Origin of the sequence: Gordonibacter sp. (assembly GCF_036667095.1) — a bacterium.
Taxonomy (GTDB): Bacteria; Actinomycetota; Coriobacteriia; order Coriobacteriales; family Eggerthellaceae; genus Gordonibacter.
Genome location: NZ_JAVWUP010000262.1, coordinates 1 through 2,942 on the forward strand (window position 1 = coordinate 1; position 2,942 = coordinate 2,942).

The following is a 2,942-nucleotide window of genomic DNA, read 5'->3' on the forward strand; positions in this document are numbered from 1 at the left end:
CCACGCCCGCGAGATGCTCGAGCAGGTGCAGGGGCTCTAGCAGATAAGACAGCGTATGCCCTCGTAGAAGAGGTTGTCGCAGTTCCTGCTGCTAGTCGGGAATATATTCAGCGACGTCTGAAAGCTCACAATTGAGCAACGTGCAAAGCGTATTCAGCGTATACGTGGACACCGGCATGTCTTTTCTTAGACGCTGGACAGTGCTGTTGCCCATTCCGTGTTTGACGCGAAGCGTGTATGTCGAGAATCCCCGCTCCTTCATTGTCCGCCAAAGAGGCGCATAGCTTATCACTTTACTCCTTTGTTTTAGATTCGCTTCGAAGCGTTGATTTCTTTGAGTATGGCCCCTATAATGGGCATGTTTGATGACCCATAAAGGGCCATGACCCTTTTAAGGCCATTTAGAAAAAGTCGTAATAAGGAGGCGGAATGGGTACAGCAAGTAGCAAAAAGCACACGAAAGACCTCTCGCGTCGGAATTTTCTAAAAGGGGCTGCTGCCACGGCGGCGGGAATCGCTTCGGTAGGTCTCATCGGCTGCAACTCTGCAAAGCCGCAGTCATCCAAGCAGGAGGCATGGGACACTGAAGCCGAAATCGTCATCATTGGCCTAGGCGCAGCGGGGCTTGCCGCTGCTATCGCTGCCAAAAAAGAAGGTGCGCAAAGCGTTTTATGTCTCGAGTCGGCACCTGAGGAATTTGCTGGAGGCAATACGCGTGTGTCGGGTGATATGCTGATGATTCCCGATGATGTCTCTTCCGGGGTTACCTACCAAACAACACTCAACGACAGCTATGAGGTCCCCAGCGAATACATGCAGGCGTGGGCGGAGGGCGTTTGTGGCAACATGGCCTGGCTCACCGAAGAACTCGGCTACGACCTCCAACCAGGAACAGCGGCTGCGCCCGAATTCCCTGGACTTCCCGGCAGCGATAAGATCAAGACCTACTACGTAGACGGTATCTGCGGCTTCTCGTCTCTCTGGCTTCCTTTCATGGATACTGCAGCCGAACTGGGCGTTGAGATTATGTATGAAACACGCGCAACCGAGCTCATTTTCGACACCACAACCAAAGAGGTGTTTGGTGTCCTCGCGGGTGACAAAAGAATTAAAGCATCAAAAGGTGTAATCATGGCCTGTGGCGGATTTGAAAACGATCCCGACTTGCTCCAAAACTATTTCCCCGGCATCGGTTGCCCCAATCCTTTCTATAACGGCAGCCCCTACAATGTGGGCGATGGCATCAGGATGGCGCAAAAGATCGGTGCCGACCTGTGGCACATGAACAGTATCGCAGCTTCGGCAATCTGCGGCCGAACGCTTTCCCCTGATTCGCGCTCTGCTGGCTTCTTAAACCTCAGCTCAAAAGATTACATTTACATCAACAACGAGGGCGAGCGTTTCATGTGCGAAGAGACAAAGAGTCTTGCCCGCCATGGAAAACTTAAGGACAAAGGCATATGGCCCTTACTCACGGTACCAACCCCCTCTCATGTTATTTTTGGATCAGCCGCTTTTAACGAAAAGTTTCTTTTTGGAAGCATCGACTATATGGGATGGTCAATTATCGCTGAGCCAGGGCCCGCAACAAACCAAGCGCTCGTTGATGCCGGCGTGCTTGTTAAGGCTGATACCCTTGCCGAACTCGCTCGAAAAATCGGACACAATGCAGATGCTATAACTGCCACGGTGGACCGGTATAACAGCATGGTCGCCCAGGGTAAAGACGAAGATTTTGGACGCGGAGAATCGGTATATGACAACTACTTCTTTAGCGCCGAAAAGGCCTCGGGCACAAGCGATGTCACCACGTATAGCAATACGAAAACCGAGGTGCTTAAAGCCTTCCCCCTTGTTCCCATTGAAGGCCCCTTCTACGCCATGGAAGTGGCTTTAGGCCTTCTCAACACCCAGGGCGGCGCAAAGCGTAATGGCGAGAGTCAGGTGCTCGATATCGACGGCAGCGTAATTCCCCGCCTGTATTCCGCAGGTGAATTTGGATCCATATATGCTTACATGTATAACGGCGGAGGAAATATCAGCGAAGCCGTCTCAACAGGCCGTATAGCTGGTATTGGGTGCGCAAAGCTCGACCCGTGGGACGCATAACTCCCCGTGAACAATAATCCCAAACAATGGAGCATACCCTTGGTCAGGTAAGTTCTCGTGTGACCAAGGGTACTCACCTCAAGGGAGCTACCTTCATGAATATTACGCGCAATGATGTGCGGCGATGCGTGGGTATACTGCTTTTCAGTTGTATCGCACTGAGCGCAATCGCTTGCGCACCCCAGACAGCTCAGGAGCCACCTGCTTCTTCGGACTCCTCCGACAAGGCAACAGCTATAGCGTTCACGTGGTCCGAAGAGAGCGCCTGCGAAACCTGCCACGATAGCGTGACGCAATCATTTGACGATGATGCTTCTGTCGCATCGCTTCACACCTCGCTCAAGAGTGATTGTTTCAGTTGTCATAGCGACAAAGAGGGTCTCCAGAAAGCGCATGCGAAAGTAACCCTCGAATCCAAGAAGAAGTCCTTATCGTTGAAAAAGACTTCCGTTACACCAGATGCCTGCACGACCTGCCACGAGCTTGGTGCCCTATCTGCCACGACAGAGTCCAGCACTATTCTTACCGACTCAAACGGATTAACCGTCAACCCCCACAGCCTACCTGTCAGCAGCGAACATGATGCCCTGTCTTGCTCATCATGCCATTCCCTCCATCAAAGCAAGGGCCCCGACAGCATAGCTCCCGGCGTCTGCAAAAACTGCCATCATGCCGACGTATACGAATGCGGAACTTGCCACGAGGTGTAGCAAAACCGCCGCCTCAACGATACGTCCCTCCCCGAAATGCCCGCTGAAGCTTCAACGGCGGGCATTTCGGGTGCCCCTAGATCGAGGCCGCGATCGCCTCGTCCTCGGGCAGCGCCGCCGCCT

Annotated in this window: 1 protein-coding gene; it reads left to right on the top strand. The window is 53.0% G+C overall.

Translation table 11 applies throughout. The features are described from left to right. The first annotated feature begins 429 nt into the window (after positions 1 to 429). A complete protein-coding gene (locus RR842_RS13400; RefSeq protein ID WP_332522280.1) occupies positions 430 to 2,109 on the top strand; it encodes an FAD-binding protein in 1,680 nt (559 codons plus the stop codon). Positions 2,110 to 2,942: the final 833 nt, after the last annotated feature.

What these genes read in the sequence shown, in the direction of transcription:
- RR842_RS13400 (WP_332522280.1), top strand. Translation starts at nt 430, where the DNA reads ATGGGTACAGCAAGTAGCAAAAAGCACACGAAAGACCTCTCGCGTCGG.